16 protein-coding genes, 1 tRNA gene and 1 pseudogene are annotated in these 16044 nt (G+C 53.4%); 10 read left to right on the forward strand and 8 right to left on the reverse strand.

The genetic code is table 11. The annotated features are described in order from the left end of the window. Positions 1–30: 30 nt before the first annotated feature. The 3 genes and pseudogenes from BJF95_RS18290 to BJF95_RS18295 all read right to left on the reverse strand — a co-directional run bounded on the left by BJF95_RS18290 (position 31) and on the right by BJF95_RS18295 (position 866). Entirely contained in the window at positions 31–243 is a 213-nt protein-coding gene (locus BJF95_RS18290; protein ID WP_075640851.1) for a cold-shock protein, read from the reverse strand. 224 nt (positions 244–467) lie between these two features. Further along, a pseudogene (locus BJF95_RS24690) lies at positions 468–668 on the reverse strand (hypothetical protein); the annotation flags it as partial. A gap of 122 nt (positions 669–790) precedes the next feature. Continuing rightward, positions 791–866 (reverse strand) — tRNA-Lys (locus tag BJF95_RS18295). Between the two features lie 203 nt (positions 867–1069). Here BJF95_RS18295 and BJF95_RS18300 point away from each other — a divergent pair. Then, positions 1070–1819 carry a cytochrome c biogenesis CcdA family protein gene (locus BJF95_RS18300; protein ID WP_075641137.1) on the forward strand — a complete coding sequence of 250 codons (750 nt, stop codon included), beginning with the start codon at positions 1070–1072 and terminating at the stop codon, positions 1817–1819. 45 nt (positions 1820–1864) lie between these two features. Here BJF95_RS18300 and BJF95_RS18305 read toward each other — a convergent pair whose 3' ends face one another. Then, a complete protein-coding gene (locus BJF95_RS18305; RefSeq protein ID WP_139317557.1) occupies positions 1865–3073 on the reverse strand; it encodes a UbiH/UbiF family hydroxylase in 1209 nt (402 codons plus the stop codon). A gap of 294 nt (positions 3074–3367) precedes the next feature. Here BJF95_RS18305 and pcsA point away from each other — a divergent pair, with 294 nt between their 5' ends. The 6 genes from pcsA (at position 3368) to BJF95_RS18335 (ending at position 9500) form a co-directional block, all read left to right on the forward strand. After that, the gene (pcsA, locus tag BJF95_RS18310; RefSeq protein WP_075640852.1) at positions 3368–4093 is read left to right on the forward strand and encodes a phosphatidylcholine synthase; all 726 of its coding nucleotides are present in this window, start codon (positions 3368–3370) and stop codon (positions 4091–4093) included. 317 nt (positions 4094–4410) lie between these two features. Then, the gene (locus tag BJF95_RS18315; RefSeq protein WP_075640853.1) at positions 4411–5949 is read left to right on the forward strand and encodes an ABC transporter ATP-binding protein; all 1539 of its coding nucleotides are present in this window, start codon (positions 4411–4413) and stop codon (positions 5947–5949) included. After that, positions 5939–7036 (forward strand): ABC transporter permease, encoded by a 1098-nt coding sequence (locus BJF95_RS18320; protein WP_075640854.1) that lies wholly within the window; start codon positions 5939–5941, stop codon positions 7034–7036. Before BJF95_RS18315 ends, BJF95_RS18320 begins: the two co-directional genes overlap by 11 nt. Beyond that, complete coding sequence (locus BJF95_RS18325) at positions 7033–7950, forward strand: ABC transporter permease (RefSeq protein ID WP_075640855.1); 918 nt, start codon at positions 7033–7035, stop codon at positions 7948–7950. Before BJF95_RS18320 ends, BJF95_RS18325 begins: the two co-directional genes overlap by 4 nt. A gap of 37 nt (positions 7951–7987) precedes the next feature. After that, positions 7988–9061 carry a BMP family ABC transporter substrate-binding protein gene (locus tag BJF95_RS18330; RefSeq protein ID WP_075640856.1) on the forward strand — a complete coding sequence of 358 codons (1074 nt, stop codon included), beginning with the start codon at positions 7988–7990 and terminating at the stop codon, positions 9059–9061. An 85-nt stretch (positions 9062–9146) separates the two neighbouring features. Further along, positions 9147–9500 (forward strand): pentapeptide repeat-containing protein, encoded by a 354-nt coding sequence (locus BJF95_RS18335; RefSeq protein WP_075640857.1) that lies wholly within the window; start codon positions 9147–9149, stop codon positions 9498–9500. 65 nt (positions 9501–9565) lie between these two features. Here BJF95_RS18335 and BJF95_RS18340 read toward each other — a convergent pair whose 3' ends face one another. From BJF95_RS18340 to BJF95_RS18350, 3 genes are all read right to left on the reverse strand, one after another. Continuing rightward, on the reverse strand, positions 9566–10585 hold the full coding sequence (locus BJF95_RS18340) for a GlxA family transcriptional regulator (RefSeq protein ID WP_075640858.1): 1020 nt from the start codon (positions 10583–10585) through the stop codon (positions 9566–9568). 250 nt (positions 10586–10835) lie between these two features. Next, the gene (locus tag BJF95_RS18345) at positions 10836–11057 is read right to left on the reverse strand and encodes a hypothetical protein (RefSeq protein WP_075640859.1); all 222 of its coding nucleotides are present in this window, start codon (positions 11055–11057) and stop codon (positions 10836–10838) included. 105 nt (positions 11058–11162) lie between these two features. Beyond that, positions 11163–11375 (reverse strand): hypothetical protein, encoded by a 213-nt coding sequence (locus BJF95_RS18350; RefSeq protein ID WP_075640860.1) that lies wholly within the window; start codon positions 11373–11375, stop codon positions 11163–11165. 104 nt (positions 11376–11479) lie between these two features. On the opposite strand from BJF95_RS18350, the gene BJF95_RS18355 reads away from it, so the two are divergent. Then, positions 11480–12388, forward strand: a complete 909-nt coding sequence (locus BJF95_RS18355; protein ID WP_075640861.1) for a LysR family transcriptional regulator — start codon at positions 11480–11482, stop codon at positions 12386–12388. 15 nt (positions 12389–12403) lie between these two features. On the opposite strand, the gene BJF95_RS18360 is transcribed toward BJF95_RS18355, so the two are convergent. Then, positions 12404–13132 (reverse strand): formyl transferase, encoded by a 729-nt coding sequence (locus BJF95_RS18360; protein ID WP_245297364.1) that lies wholly within the window; start codon positions 13130–13132, stop codon positions 12404–12406. 282 nt (positions 13133–13414) lie between these two features. Here BJF95_RS18360 and BJF95_RS24500 point away from each other — a divergent pair, with 282 nt between their 5' ends. Next, positions 13415–13531, forward strand: a complete 117-nt coding sequence (locus tag BJF95_RS24500; protein ID WP_425348712.1) for an entericidin domain-containing protein — start codon at positions 13415–13417, stop codon at positions 13529–13531. 272 nt (positions 13532–13803) lie between these two features. Beyond that, the gene (locus BJF95_RS18370; RefSeq protein WP_245297365.1) at positions 13804–16032 is read left to right on the forward strand and encodes a heavy metal translocating P-type ATPase; all 2229 of its coding nucleotides are present in this window, start codon (positions 13804–13806) and stop codon (positions 16030–16032) included. Positions 16033–16044 lie beyond the last annotated feature (12 nt).

Below are 16044 nucleotides of genomic sequence, written 5' to 3' on the forward strand. Positions count from 1 at the left end.
AACCTCGCCAAAATGGCGAAGGCGAAACAATCAAGCAGCGCTGATGTTTACAGCCTTAGGGCCTTTGCCCATGCGGTCAGCTTCTGTGTCGAAAGTCACTTCCTGACCGTCGCGCAGAGTCTGAATGCCAGCAGCCTGAAGAGCGGAAATGTGAACGAATACGTCCTTCGCACCGCCTTCTGGAGTGATGAAGCCGAAGCCCTTGTCCTGATTGAAGAATTTTACAACGCCTTTAATGGCCATGGGATAAGTCCTTTTCCCTTGAGTTTTTAGTAGTGCTTCGCCCGGCACCCGGATGAAGCATTGATCGCCCCTTCACAAAGAGGCAGGTCGGTAGTCGAGATAACGGGGAAAAGACGTCTACCATCGGAGGTTAAGCCTCCAGCGCCGCAAAGCCATCAAGGGCCAGTCGCGGTGATACAATCAGTCCAGTCTCCGGGATCATAAATACCCGAACAGGCGATTATTTATAGGAAATCTGCCCGACCGGCAAGCATATATGACGGTTTGAACTCAAAATACGCGTGCCCACGGCTGGCAAGAAACCCGATTTTTCTAATGCTCTTAAAAAACCACTGAATATGAAGGGGTCGGTTTTTCCCGTGGCAATGATAGCCACCACTCTCAGGATCATGATGGCAGCCATTTGAGTCGAGACCGCCACCATGCGCAAAAGCGGCCTGTTTTAACGCACTGCTGCCCGTGTGGAAAACTGTGGGAGGGTCTTACGGAACATTGACGACATCCACATAGAAACTGGCCTGAATGTCATCTCGAAATTTTAGAGAAGTGGTGAGAGCGATGGGATTCGAACCCATGACCTACTGATTAAAAGTCAGTTGCTCTACCGGCTGAGCTACGCTCTCCCAAGCGAGGCAAATCAGCGCCTCAGGAAGTGGCCGGAACATAGTCACGCGGATGTTTTGGGTCAACCTAAAAAAGTGAGATTTTGCAGCTTTTTAACAGGCCATTGTTATGAAACAGCAAAAAAAGATGATTGGCATGTGATGGCAAACAGCGCTACCACATGCAAAAATCTGTTGCATCTGGTAATATCTCGGGGGAAATCGTGTCTATTGCTGAAATACCGTTTTTAACGGCGCTCATCGCGGGCACCCTATCATTCCTCTCACCCTGCGTATTGCCATTGGTGCCACCTTACCTGTGCTACATGGCGGGCGTGAGTGTTGAGCAGTTTCGAGGCGGCTCAACCGTAGCTGTTGATACACGCATGCGCAGCGGTGTTATCTTTTTTGCGCTGTGCTTTACGCTCGGATTTGCCACCGTGTTTGTGGCGCTCGGGGCAGGAGCCTCCACCATCGGCATGATGTTGCGCCAGCATCTTGATATTCTCTCCAAGATTGGTGGCGTGATCATCATCATCATGGGTTTGAATTTTCTTGGCCTTTTTCGCATTGGTTTGCTGGCGCGTGAAGCGCGCTTTTCAAGCGGCGGCAAACCTGCAACCCTCACTGGCGCGTATGTGATGGGTCTTGCCTTTGCCTTCGGCTGGACGCCGTGTATCGGTCCGGTTCTCGGGGCAATTCTTGCCGTTGCCGCTGCCCGTGACACTGTGGGGCAGGGTGCTGTGCTGCTGGCCGTCTATTCGCTGGGCTTGGCCATTCCATTTTGGATCGCAGCGGGCTTTTCCGGGGCGTTCATGCGGTTTCTCACGCGCTTTCGCCGCCATCTTGGTCTGGTGGAAAAGCTGATGGGCCTGCTGCTGGTGCTCACAGGCCTCGCTTTTATCTTCGGATTTGTCACCGATCTGGCGATCTGGTTTCAGCAGAGCTTTCCGGTTCTCTCAAGAATCGGATAAATCCCTGCATGCATCCGCTTTAATCGGTCTTTTCGAACCAAAGCTTTAAAACCGCGACGTGATCTTGCTTCGCAGCATTTCGGGAAAAGCGCCCAGTCCTTTGCCGGGAGATACCCCCTCGCGCATGACAAACTGGCGCAGCGGCGATAAACTCGACAGCAGATGAATACCCGCCGCCCGTACCATCTGAACCGGCAGAAATGGTGACAGCAGTGAACGGTTCAACAAATCGACACTTGCGGTTCTGCTCAAAACATCCACCTTGCGGCGGTGGTCAAAACGGTTGCCAATCGAAGCGCTGATCGGTTTACTCAGATCTTCGCCTACCAATTCGTCGAGCACCATCACATCGCGCAGGCTCAAGTTCAGACCTTGTGCACCAATTGGCGGAAATGCATGGGCGGCTTCCCCCACAAAGACAGCGCGTCCCTTGCCATAGCGCAATGCTGTCATGCCCGACAAAGGCCATGCCTGCACGCCATTCTCAATGGTCACCTGACCAAGCAAGGATTGCATGCGCTGTTCCACGATTTTGCCAAGCTCTTCCATTGGCAGTGCCATCAAGCGTTCGGCTTCTTTCGGCTGCACCACCCACACAAGGCTGGAGCGGTTGCCGTGCAAAGGTACCTGCGTGAAGGGGCCGGATTCTGTGTGAAACTCTGTTGATGTGTTGTTGTGTGGCAAAGCGTGGGCAAAATTCAGCACCACAGCCGTTTGCGGATAAGACCAGGTGCGCACAGACACGTTAGCTGCTTCGCGCGTCAGGGATTTGCGTCCGTCAGCACCAATAACCAGATCAGCTCCAAGCTCGGTTCCATCATCAAGCGTCACCACGGCATCATCATTGCCAAAGTGAACAGAGGATGCGTTGTTGCGATAGAGCGTGATGTTGGGTTCACGCGCAATCGCTGCTTCAAACGTGGCCAACAACTCCGTGTTGCTAAAATTATAGCCAAAGGCGGGCAGGTCGATTTCCGAGCTCAAAAAGCTCGCTGGCGGGGCTCGCAACAAACGCTGTGTGCCATCAATGATTCGCATTGTTGAGAGCGCTTCGGCTTTTGGCTGCAAATCCTCCCACAGGCCAAGGCGATCCAAAAACCGAATCGATTGATCCATCAATGCGGTTGTGCGCTGGTCCTGAGGATGGGCCTTGCCGCAGACGAGAGCCACTTTGCGCCCGCGCCGGGATAGCGCAATCGCGGCCACCGAACCGGCAAGACCTGCTCCAACGATAACGACCTCTTTTTTATCCACCGGCCTGCTCCTTGATGGTATTCCCAACTGCATCATTCGATATAAAGTGCGACAGCGAACCTTTATACGCCTTATAGGGCGCAACGTCTTTTAGATGTAATGCTGTACTCGAATAAAATCCATGGGCCGAATTGGCGCAGTATGAGAAGAAATGCCCAAAGAGCAGCAATAAAAATTGCCGAAAAACATGGGGTTTACGCGCTGAACCCTATGAAGCGCCGTTTGAAAGGTTGCATTTGAAAGGGATTCGGAGAATATCGCGCCCACCGATCATAGGGACAAAACCGGCGAACCATGAAGATTTTCAACTACAAGCGTGTACCCTATGCGGAAATCCGCGCCTTTTCCGTGCATATTCTCACGGCGTCGGGATCGTTTCTCGCATTTTTGGGTGTTGTGGCTGCCGCCGACAAAAATTTCACCAGCATGTTCTGGTGGCTGGGGCTCGCGTTGCTGGTCGATGGCATCGACGGTCCAATTGCCCGAAAAGTGAGGGTCAAGGAAGTTCTGCCCAATTGGTCGGGTGATACGCTTGATAACATCATTGATTACGTAACCTATGTGCTGCTGCCGGCTTTTGCACTCTATCAAAGCGGCATGATCGGGCAGCCCTGGTCATTTGTTGCGGCCGGAATGATTGTTGTATCGAGTGCCATTTACTACGCCGATACAGGTATGAAAACCGAGGAGTATTTCTTCTCCGGCTTCCCTGTGGTTTGGAATATGGTGATCTTCAGCCTGTTTGTGATCGATGCCTCGGCAACAACGGCCATGACGGTCGTGGTCATCTCGGTTCTTTTGACCTTCCTGCCCATCAACTTCCTCCACCCTGTGCGTGTCAAGCGGTTGCGAATCCTCAATCTGGGCGTCTTTTTCGTGTGGAGCGCTCTGGGCATTTATGCGCTGTTGATGGATTTTTCCACACCGTATTTCGTGCAGATACCCTTCATCGCAACTGGCGTCTATCTCTATGTTATTGGTGGTGTTTTGCAGATTTTCCCTGCCTTGGGCCGAGATTAATCTTGCATTTCTGCCTGATTTTACGGCAGCATCTAAAAAATAGTCGATGTGACGGTTGTGTGATACGCTAAAGTCAGTATCAATGCAGTGTAAGAGGTCCGTTCACGGTGTTGCGTGCTTGTTTAAATCGGAATTGGTTTAAACAAATGTGCGAAAACATCGAAATCTACAGTGAAGCTTTGATGCGCCCAATGTAGCGTGCAGTGCTGTAGTAAAGACGGTGCCTGGTTTTGGGATTTGTACGTTTTTACATTTCGTTCCAGCGGTGTCATGCCGGATGAGACAAAGGGGGTAAGGTGTCGCACAGTCAGGAATCGATGAATGCTTCGCTGCTTTCTGTGCGGAAGTTGACGAAACGGTTCGGTTCTTTCACGGCTTGCGACGGGATTGATCTCGAGATTCGCCCCGGCGAAATTCATGCCTTGCTGGGTGAAAATGGTGCTGGAAAATCCACTCTGGTCAAAATGCTCTTCGGTGTTCTTGCCCCCAACAGCGGCGATATTGTCTGGAACGGCGACCATGTGAACATTGCCACGCCTGCGCAAGCGCGCAAACTTGGTATTGGCATGGTGTTTCAGCATTTTTCATTGTTCGAAGCTTTGACGGTTGCCGAAAATATCGCGCTTTCGCTGGATCGTTCCGTCTCTATCGCCGATATTTCGGAAAAAGCACGCGCCCTTTCAATCTCCTACGGGTTGCCGCTTGATCCCAATTCCCACGTGGCTGATTTATCGGTGGGCGAACGTCAGCGCATCGAAATTGTTCGGGCGCTTTTGCAAAACCCAAAACTGATCATTCTGGATGAGCCAACCTCTGTTCTCACTCCGCAAGAAGCCGATAAGCTGTTTGAAACGCTCGATAAGCTGAAGGCCGAAGGTCGATCGGTTCTCTATATCAGTCACCGCCTGGATGAGGTGCAGCGGATATGTGATCGCGCCACTGTCTTGCGCCATGGCAAGGTGGTTGGAGCCTGTGAGCCACGCAAGGAAACAGCAGCATCACTGGCAAGCCTGATGGTCGGCGGTGACGTGGCCGGCGTAACCCAGGAAGCTGCCCCTGAATTCGGTGATGAGCTTTTGTGCGTCACAGATCTAAATGTGCCACCACGCACACCTTTTGCCATGGCGCTGAAATCGGTTTCGCTGAGTGTGCGCGCAGGCGAGATCCTTGGCATTGCAGGTGTGGCCGGCAACGGCCAAAGCGAGTTGTTTGACGCGATTTCGGGCGAATACCCGGTGAAAATTCACGACGCCATCAAAATTTGCGGGCACTCCGTGGGCCAATCAGGCATTAATGAACGGCGTTTGCTGGGGGCGGGCTTTGTGCCGGAAGAGCGCCACGGCCATGCGGCCATCACCACGCTGACGCTTTCAGAAAACCTGCTGCTCGCCAGACATCGCTCCGATCAGTCGCGGTTTGTGAGAGGAATGCTCGGTTTGATCAGCAGGAGCGCTCTTGCCGACGTGAGCAATCAGATTTGCTCGGAAATGGATGTGCGCAAAAGTGGAGACGATCCGTTGGCGGGATCACTCTCCGGTGGGAATCTGCAGAAATTCATTGTTGGACGCGAACTGGACCGCCAGCCCGATGTGCTGGTTGTCAACCAACCAACCTGGGGTGTCGATGCGGGCGCCGCCCGCAGAATCAGACAAGCGCTGGTCAATCTGGCCAATCATGGTTCTGCGGTTGTGATTATAAGTCAGGATCTGGATGAAATTTTCGAAGTGGCAAACACCATTGCAGCCATATCCGATGGCAAGCTTTCCAAAATCTATCCGGCCCGCACGATGACACGGGAAAAAATAGGCTTGCTCATGGGCGGAATACATGGCTTGGAGAGCGCAGATGCGCATTGAGCTTGAAAAGCGCGCACGCGCATCTCGTTTTTTCACCTTCGCATCGCCGCTTCTGGCTTTAGTGCTGACCTTGCTGTTTGGTGGCATCATGTTTCAGCTGATGGGCAAAGACCCCTATTTTGCGCTTTACAGCTTCTTTATCGATCCGTTGACGCAAGTGTGGTCGCTGCACGAACTGGCCATCAAGGCAGCTCCCCTTATCCTGATTGGTGTTGGCCTTTCCATCTGTTATCGCTCCAACAATTGGAATATCGGAGCTGAGGGCCAGTTTATTGTCGGTGCCCTGGTGGGTAGCTACATCCCCGTGATTTTCTATGAATGGCATTCGCCCTTGCTTTTGCCCCTGATGCTGGTGCTTGGTGCGGTGGGTGGCGCCCTTTACGCCGCAATTCCCGCATTGTTGAAAACCCGGTTCAATACCAATGAGATTCTCAGCAGCTTGATGCTGGTCTATATCGCGCAATTGCTTCTGGATTATCTGACGCGTGGACCGTGGCGTGACCCCAAGGGGTTCAATTTCCCCCAGACCCGCGAATTCGTCGAGGAAGCGGTTCTTCCAGCAATCTGGCCAGATTCTGGCCGCGCCCACTGGGGCTTTGTGATTGCCATTGTTGTGGCGCTGATCGTCTGGTTCATGGTGCGCTTCACCATGAAGGGCTTTGAGATTTCTGTGCTGGGGCAATCGGCGCGGGCAGGGCGGTTTGCAGGCTTTTCATCCAAGGGCATGGTGTGGTTTTCCATGATGTTCTCAGGTGGGTTGGCCGGACTGGCTGGCATTTCCGAAGTGTCTGGCTCGATTGGTCACTTGCAGCCGTCTATTTCGCCGGGCTACGGGTTCACGGCCATTATCGTTGCCTTTCTTGGGCGCTTGAGCCCGCTGGGCATTATCGCATCCGGGCTGGTGCTGGCCCTGACCTATCTGGGGGGCGAGGGCGCACAATTGTCGATTGGCGTGTCCGATAAGGTCACACGGGTGTTTCAGGGCTTGCTGCTGTTTTTCGTTCTTTCCTGCGACACGCTGATTTATTATAAAATCAGGATTGTCTGGACAAAGGCCCGCTCCGCGCTGGGTGGAGGCAACTCATGATTCTGGAAGCAATTCTGCTCACGATTATCACCGCCTCGACACCACTGGTCATCGCGGCCATGGGTGAACTGGTCACAGAGCGGGCAGGGGTTTTGAACCTCGGTGTCGAAGGCATGATGATCATGGGGGCGGTGGCTGCCTTCGCGGCCTCTTATTCCTCTGGCTCGCCACTGCTCGGCATTGTCGCGGGCATTGCCGCAGGCGCAGTTTTCTCGCTTCTATTTGCTTTCCTCACTTTGACACTGGTCGCCAATCAGGTGGCAACAGGGCTGGCTTTGACCATTTTGGGCCTCGGCGTTTCCGGGCAATTGGGCGAGAGTTTTGTTGGCAAGCCCGGCGTGCGCATGCCGGATATCACCATTCCGTTTTTGTCCGATATTCCCTTTGTTGGCCCCGTGCTTTTCCATCAAGATCTGTTCTTCTATCTTTCGATTGTGCTGGTGATTGGTGTTCACTGGTTCCTGTTTAAAAGCCGCACCGGGCTGATGCTGCGCGCAATTGGCGACAGTCACACATCAGCCCATACGCTTGGGCTCAAGGTTATTCATGTTCGCTATCTCGCGGTGATGTTTGGTGGGGCTTGTGCCGGTTTGGCGGGCGCGCAATTATCACTTGTCTACACGCCGCAATGGGTGGAAAATATGTCTGCCGGACGCGGATGGATTGCATTGGCGCTTGTGGTCTTTGCGTCCTGGCGGCCATGGCGCGTTCTGGCGGGGGGCTACCTTTTTGGGGCGGTAACAATCGGCCAGCTGCATGCGCAGGCCTTTGGTATTGGCCTGCCTTCGCAGTTTTTATCCGCTTTGCCCTATGCCGCCACGATTGTTGTTTTGGTGGTTATATCGCAAAATCGACGTACGACTCTTATCAACACGCCTGCTTCGCTCGGAAAGCCCTTTGTCCCAGATCGCTGAACGAGCACATTTTTTCTGCAAACCAATAGGGGAAATTATGAAGAAACTAACACTGGCTTTTGCAGCCACCGTTGCCACAGTGCTGTCCATGTCTACTGCGGCATCTGCCGCCGACAAAACGAAGATTTGCTTCGTTTACGTTGGCAGCAAGACCGACGGCGGCTGGACACAGGCGCAGGATCGTGGCCGTCAGGAGCTTCAGGCTCATTTTGGTGACAAGATCGAAACACCTTATCTGGAAAACGTTCCAGAAGGCCCGGATGCCGAGCGCGCAATTGAGCGTTTGGCGCGCGATAACTGCCAGATGATATACACGACATCGTTTGGCTTCATGGACGCCACCATCAAGGTCGCCAAGAAATTTCCGAAGGTAAAGTTTGAGCACGCAACCGGCTTCAAGGCTGCTGAGAATGTTGCGACCTACAACTCGCGCTTCTATGAAGGCCGCTATATCCTCGGCGTTATTGCTGGTAAAATGTCCAAGAAGGGCGAGGCTGGCTACATCGCATCCTTCCCGATTCCAGAAGTGGTCATGGGCATCAACGCCTTTGAGCAGGGCGCAAAATCTGTAAACCCGGACTTCAAAATGAAGGTCATCTGGGTCAACTCCTGGGCTGATCCAGGCAAGGAAGCCGATGCGGCCAAGGCGTTGCTCGATCAGGGCGTTGATATTCTGACCCAGCACACCGACACAACAGCGCCGATGCAGGTGGCTGAAGAGCGCGGCATCAAGGCTTTCGGTCAGGCATCGGACATGATCAAGGCCGGTCCAAAGTCGCAGCTGACCGCCATTGTTGACACGTGGGGCGCTTATTACATCAAGCGCACGCAGGAACTGTTGGATGGCAAATGGAAGTCGCAGCAGAGCTGGGATGGCCTGAAGGATGGCATTTTGACCATGGCCCCCTACACCAACATGCCTGATGACGTGAAGAAACTGGCTGAAGAGACGGAAGCCAAGATCAAGTCTGGCGAGTTGCACCCCTTCACAGGCCCGATCACCAAGCAGGACGGCACAGCTTGGCTCAAGGCTGGCGAAAAGGCGGATGATGGCACGCTGCTCGGTATGAACTTCTACGTTCAAGGCGTAGACGACAAGCTGCCGAAATAAGCTTGCCAAACCGCATGCATTGATAAAAGTTGAGGCCGCGCAGCAGATATGCTGTGCGGTCTTTTTATCGAATGAGGTGATTGAAATGAAACTTCATCGTGTGACTGAGCAATTGGACGTGAATGATTCCAATCTGTCTGGTTCTCAATATAATGATGCCAATCTGTCTGGCAGTGAGTTTAACCAAATCAATTTTTCTGGCACGCGCGTCAACGACAGCAATCTCACGGGATGGAAAATCAACGACACCAATATGTCGGGCTGGAAATTAAATGACGTCAATCTCTCGGGAGCACGGATTCAAAATGCAAACCTGTCCGGCCTTGAAATCGAGAATTGCCGCCTGACTGGTGTTACCGTTGATGGCATTTCGTTGGAAAAAATGATTTTGGTCTATAAAGCAAGCCAAGGCGAGTCGCATGCCGAAGGCGACGCTTGAACACGGTACCTGAACACGGTGTTTGAAAAGCCAACGTTTACCCCGGATGGCTTTTCAAAAAAACATCACGCAGCGATTTTGAGTTTGCCGCTTCCGCCTGACAATTTGCGCTCGGCGCGCTCTTGCTGCGGCGAGCGATTGTAGAATTCGCGATAACATTTTGAAAAATGCGACGCGGAAACGAAGCCGCAGGCCACCGCAACCTCCACCACCGGCATGGAGGATTGCACCAGCAAATGACGCGCCCGATCGAGCCGGATTTCCAGATAATAACGGGCAGGGGAACGCCCCATTTCCTGCTGAAACAGCCGCTCGATCTGACGGCGTGAGAGATCGACCTTATCGGCGATATCCAGCAACGATATGGGCTCGGAAAGGCTTGCTTCCATCAATTCTATGATCTGCAAGACCTTGTTGTTTTGCACACCAAGGCGGGCGCGAAGCGGCAGGCGCTGGCGGTCGCTGGCCGCGCGGACACGGTCCGTCAGGTGCTGCTCACACACCCTGTTCACCAGCGCTTCGCCAAAGTCCTGCCCGACAAGATTGAGCATCATGTCCAAGGAGGCTGTGCCGCCGGCGCAGGTGTAGAGATTGCCATCGACCTCATAGAGATCGGCATAGACTTCGGCTTGCGGGAAGGCTTCGGCAAAGCCGGGCAAGTTCTCCCAATGGATAGCGCAGCGCTTGCCATTCAGCAGGCCAGCCTGGGCGAGAATATGAGACCCCGTACAGAGGCTGCCAATCGCCACATTGCGGCCATAGGCCTCGCGAAGCCACGCGTTGACCGACTTGTTGTGAAACTCTTCGACATAGACGCCCGAACAGACAATCGCCATATTAGGGCGGTTTTCGCCGGAAAGGTTGCGACGCTCGTCGGCAAGGGCCGTATCCACATCGATGCAGATACCCGACGATGATGACACCTTGGTGCCATCCACGGAACAGATCCGCCATTCGTATGCGTTGTAACCCAACATCCGGTTGGCGATACGCAGCGTTTCGACGGCACCTGCAAATGGCAAAAGCGTAAAATTCGGAATCAGAAAAAAGACTATGCTGCGTTTTTTGATCGGCGTTTTGCTCATATCGTCACCGTGCTGTGGAGATCGGCAAAATTGACATTTTTTAAGTAAGTCAATTGCCTGAATACGACAGTATCACGACATATCACGACAGCAATATTTTATATTTTTCAGCCATAAGATGAAAGTGGCGACCTATAAACGTCTGGTCGCCACCTAAATGTGATGGGGCGGAAAGCCATCCCCTTGGTAAATATTGATTTTCATCATAAAAATCACATTTTTCCCTTTGCCTCACCGTGGTTCGGGATGGTCACTGTGTGTTTGCTGGCAGGCGTTCTGTGTCGATTGCAGGCCAGCCCAGATCCTTGCGCATAGCTACGGGCATAGATGCAAGAGCATGAAGCAGCTTTCGCTGCTCGTTCCAGATTTTAAAGCTCGCATTCCAGCCCAAGAGTGTGTGCTGCCATGTGGTGAACAGGGTTGGCACCTGAGGGCGGGACGTCTGTGTTGGGCACTGCGCGATATAAGTCATCTCCACTTTCCTTTCTTACGATCAAATGCCAATGAGGCGTGATCGACCTGTTTAAAATGACACCGTTATTGCCATCAATAAATCGAATGTTTTTGATATTATTGATCACGTTTTGTGGTGTATCCACGCATCACCGATAAGGCCGATATCGGCACGTATTTCCGGTGAAAGTCTTGCCACGATCGCGATGGTTTGCGCGCGCTCCGCCTTTAGCCTGCGTCGCTTCAGATAATCGCGCACCTGATTTTTAACCGATGTCATCAGCGTGCTGTGCAGCGCCTCGTACGGGTTCAAGCGCGCTTTTTCGGCAATTGCCATGTCATCGCTCCTTGTTTGATTGTCTGCACAGCATGAAACCGAATTGACATTCAATCAAACGAAACGATATGATCCTTAAGATGAAAAAATCTGAAGGATAGATCATGAAGCTGATCCAGTCTGCCAACTTGCCTTTGCTGGAAAACGATGTTCTCAGAACATTTGTCGCGATTTCAGAAACAGGCAGTTTTACAGCTGCAGCGGAGCAGGTGTTTCGCACGCCATCGGCTGTGTCCATGCAGATCAAAAAGCTTGAGGAACAGCTTTCCGTTTCACTGTTTCGCCGTGACGCACGTTCAGTTTCGCTGACGCCACACGGCGAAATGTTGCTAAGTTATGCAAAACGCATGCTTGCCCTGAGCAATGAGGCAGTATCGCGGTTTCTGATGCCGGAGATGAACGGTGTGGTGCGATTGGGCGCGCCTGACGATATTGGCGAACTGATCCTGCCCGGCATTTTGATGCATCTCTCCCAGACATGGCCGCATCTTGCCATTGAGGTGACGATTGACAGTTCCATTGCGCTCAAAAAGGCAATTGATGAAAAGCGGCTGGATGTGACGTTGTTCAACTTTCTCGATGGAGTAGCGGCCAATCCATCCATGCGCGTGATGACTGAGGATCTGGTGTGGGCCGGTAAAAAGCACGGACAGGCCCATTTGAAATCACCTTTGCCGGTCTCTGTTTGGAATGAGGGATGCATCTGGCGCCAACGCGCGTTGGATGAGTTGACTAAACAAGGCACCACATTTCGGATCGCCTATTTCTGTGGTCACCATATGGGGCAGATGGCCGCCATTCGCGCCGATATTGCTGTCGCACCGCTGGCACGCTTTCTGCTGCAAGACGACATGGTCGAACTGACAGAACATGACGGACTTCCAAAGCTCGGAACCTATGATATCGGCATAGCACTGCGCGATGATGCAAGTGCGCCTGTGAACGCAGTTGCCGATTACGTGCGCTGCGTTTTGGGTGATCGAAGCTTTGTCTCCCATTGCATGGCGGCCTAAGAGGGCGTGTAACGTCTACCAGACGCCTTTTTTCACGCCATTCCACAGCCAAAGCCAGAGGGTTGGCGGAAAATGCAGCGCTGAGGGGCCCGTGGCTGCAACGGGTTTCAATTGGCCCTGCAAAGCCTCATCGACGGCTTGGCGGGTTATATCCAGAGCGGCAGCCGTGAGCAGCATCGGGTACGTGGAAAGGAAGTCGGATTTTTCAGGCTTTGGCCGCACCTGATAGAGCGTGGCACCCGTATCCGTTCCGGCATCAACCATATGGATCGTTGCGCCAAAATTATCGGCATCGTCACTGGCAAGCGCCCAATAGCCTCCCATCTGGCCGCGATAGGCGGGGTTGATCCCAGCGTGAAGATTAAGCACCGACACGTTGAGCGCCTCCAGCATGTCGCGTTTCATCAAGCGTGTGCTGACCAGCAAAATAGCACCGGGATTGCAGTGGCGCACCAACTCCAGCGTTTCCGGACTGTTGATGCTGCGCACGGTTGTCACAGGAACATCTGGATTGAAATGCGGATTGGCATTGTAACGCTTACAAATTTCCGTCGTTCTACGCTGCGCGGCTTTCCTGAGCAGCTTGGCAAAGGCCATTGTCGCCAATTGGCCAAATGCCGGAACGGCACCGAGACGTCTTTTCCGGCGTTGGAAGATCTCTTGTTTGCTTTCTGGCTCTTCGAGCAGAACATGCACAGAGACATGCGAATTGAGGAAATGCGAATAGAGAGCGTTGATAACCATCCAGGGATTCGGGCCTCCTGCTGTCATTACCAAAACTGTCTGCGCATCTCTTTGAACCACCATCACTCCCATTCCCTCCAACCTTGTTGCTGACGATGGACGCCCGCAACCAAAGCTAGCATTAAGTTCTGGCCTTTTTAATCAGAAACATTGGAAAGATTGCGGAACTTTCTTCTGCCTGCCGCATTATATGGATGCAAAGCGCGTTACGCGCCACATGTCGCCACAGGGGTTTTCAAAATGCACTCGAAAAAAATCTTCACAATTGCATCCATCGTCCTGATGACAGCAGCCCTGTCTTCATGCGGCAACACAATTCGCGGGATGGGTAAAGACGCCGCCAGCACCGTAAATGCCACCCAATCGGCTGGCCATTCGGTTGCGAAGGCCGCGCGCTAAACAGCCGCAACGCGGTTGAGCATGCCATCATTGGATCGCATGCTTGACCGAGATTATCCGCCCTTTCGGTGGTAATCGCTTGCTTCGCCGGGACCATGGCGCGAAACGCACCCGGCGACGACATTCAAATTATCAATTTTCAGGCTTCAACCAACACGCTGCCTTTTCGGTATTTTTTTTCAAAAATATTACCGCTACCCTCTTGAAGCTCTAGTCCCTAGAGATCCTATCTTGCATCCATGTGATGAAAAGGATGGATTATGGACAAGAGGATGGAACAAACCCGTTTTCGGGTGGAGGGCATGGATTGCGCCTCCTGCGCCGCAAAAATCGACAAAGCTGTTCGCCGCGTCAGTGGCGTGGAGGATGTGTCGGTTTCCGTTGCTGCCAGCACAATGACGGTGCGCCACAACCCTTCCCATGATTTACCGCTGTCTGTGCAACAACAGGTCAAACAACTTGGCTACAGTGCATCTGTGTTGTCTGCCACCGAGCAACCGCATACGCATACGCATGTAGAGGCATCTTCTTGCTGCACTGGTGATCATGATCATCATGATCACGCGGAGCACCGACATGAGCACGCCGCTGACCATGCGCATGGTGCTCAAATCGATCTTCACAGCCACAATCATGCGGCCACGACTGGGCCATGGTGGGCAAGCAGCAAAGCAAAATTGACATTCTATAGTCTTGCCGCACTGGCGCTGGCCTATGGCATTGGCCATATTTTGCCAGCTTATCAGGGTTGGATTTTCACGGCTGCATTGCTTGTTGGCCTCATCCCCATTGCAAGGCGCGCTTTTATGGCGGCGCGTTTCGGCACGATATTTTCCATTGAAATGCTGATGACCATTGCGGCCGTGGGCGCGGTGGTGATTGGCGCGCAAGAGGAGGCCGCAACCGTTGTTGTGCTGTTTCTGATTGGCGAATTGCTCGAAGGCATGGCCGCGACCAAGGCACGCGCCAGCATCCAATCTCTGGCATCGCTGGTGCCCAAGATCGCCTTGCTTGAAGACGGTGCATCAACGCGTGAAATACCGGCAGATGCGCTTGCTGTCGGCAATGTTATCATGGTGCGCCCCGGTGATCGCATTCCCGCCGATGGCATCATTCTTTCCGGCGAAAGCGCCATTGATGAAGCGCCGGTGACCGGCGAGAGCACACCGGTTCGCAAAGGGCCTGATGCCACGGTGTTTGCAGGCACGGTCAATGCCGACAGCGTGTTGCGCATCAGAGTCACTGCGGCAGCAACAGACAATACCATCGCCCGCATCATTCGGCTGGTGGAAGAGGCACAGGAAAGCAAGGCACCGACAGAACGGTTTATTGATCGCTTTTCAACCTACTACACCCCAGGTGTGGTGTTGATTGCTGCGCTGGTTGCGGTCGCGCCACCACTTTTGGCCGGTGGTGACTGGGCAGAGTGGATATACAAGGGCCTTGCGATTTTGCTGATTGGCTGCCCTTGCGCCTTGGTCATTTCCACGCCAGCCGCCATTGCAGCATCACTTTCCGCGGGCGCGCGGCGCGGTCTGTTGCTCAAGGGCGGTGCTGTTCTGGAGCGCCTTGGTAAGATCAATACCGTTTGCTTTGATAAGACCGGAACGTTGACAGAAGGTAAGCCGGTGGTCACCGACGTTGTGGCTTTTTCGACGGATACAGCAAAGGTCTTGCGCCTTTCCGCAGCGCTGGAAGCAGGCTCAAATCATCCGCTGGCGAAGGCCATTCTTGACAAAGCAGCGCGTGAAGGCCTTTCGGTGTCGCAAGCCTCTGAGGCAAAAGCTGTGGGTGGCAAGGGCGTGCTTGGTACATTTGAGGGCATGAGCCTGTTTTTGGGCTCCCCCAATGCCGCAGAAGAGCAGGCCGGTCTGGATGACGGTCAAAGAAGTACGATTTCCAGATTGCATGCAGATGGCAAAACCGTCTCTGTGCTGGTGATTGATGGCGTGGTGGCGGGCGCGCTTGCCATGCGCGATGAACCGAGAGAAGATGCGATTGCGGCGCTCAGGACGCTCCAGAACATGGGTGTGGAAACCCTCATGCTGACGGGGGATAACAACCAAACGGCAAAAGCAATTGGTGCAGATCTTGGCATTGATGTACGGGCTGAATTGCTGCCGCAAGACAAGCAGCACATTGTTGCGCAATTGCAGGGCAGGGGCCGGATTGTTGCCAAGGTTGGCGATGGCATCAACGATGCCCCGGCCTTAGCCGCCGCTGATATTGGCATCGCCATGGGCGGCGGTACTGATGTGGCGCTGGAAACTGCTGACGCCGCCATTCTCCACGGACGCGTGTCGGATGTGCCAGAGATGATCCTGCTGTCCAAACGCACCATGCGTAACATTGGCCAGAACATCACGGTTGCACTTGGTTTGAAAGCCGTCTTTCTAGTCACAACGCTGCTCGGCATAACCGGTCTGTGGCCAGCCATTATGGCCGATACGGGCGCCACCGTGCTTGTGACGCTCAATGCGCTGAGATTGCTTCGTGCATAAAAAAAGCCGCCC

Source organism: Rhizobium oryziradicis, assembly GCF_001939045.1.
In the GTDB taxonomy this organism is placed as follows: Bacteria; Pseudomonadota; Alphaproteobacteria; order Rhizobiales; family Rhizobiaceae; genus Allorhizobium; species Allorhizobium oryziradicis.